The organism is Streptomyces sp. NRRL F-5123 (assembly GCF_000721495.1).
In the GTDB taxonomy this organism is placed as follows: domain Bacteria; phylum Actinomycetota; class Actinomycetes; order Streptomycetales; family Streptomycetaceae; genus Actinacidiphila.
This window is the reverse complement of record NZ_JOHY01000244.1, coordinates 1-204: the sequence shown is the minus strand read 5'-3', so window position 1 is coordinate 204 and position 204 is coordinate 1. Positions and strand designations below refer to the sequence as shown.

Annotated in this window: 1 protein-coding gene; it reads left to right on the top strand. The window is 64.7% G+C overall.

Going from position 1 to position 204, the window contains the following annotated elements:
- Nucleotides 1-204: arabinofuranosidase catalytic domain-containing protein (locus IH54_RS41235; RefSeq protein WP_043183828.1), on the top strand; the 204-nt coding region annotated here is incomplete at both ends.

Genomic DNA, 204 nt, shown 5'->3' with positions numbered 1-204 from the left:
CATGGACGCGATCTACTTCGGCACCAGCTGCTGGTTCGGCGGCTGCTCCGGCAGCGGCCCCTGGGTCCAGGCCGACCTCGAATACGGCCTCTACTCCGGCGGCTCCCAGTCCTGGAACAGCAACCAGCGCGCCTTCACCAGCAAATACGTCACCGCGATGCTCAAGAACAACGGCACCTCACGCTTCGCGATCAAGGGCGCCAA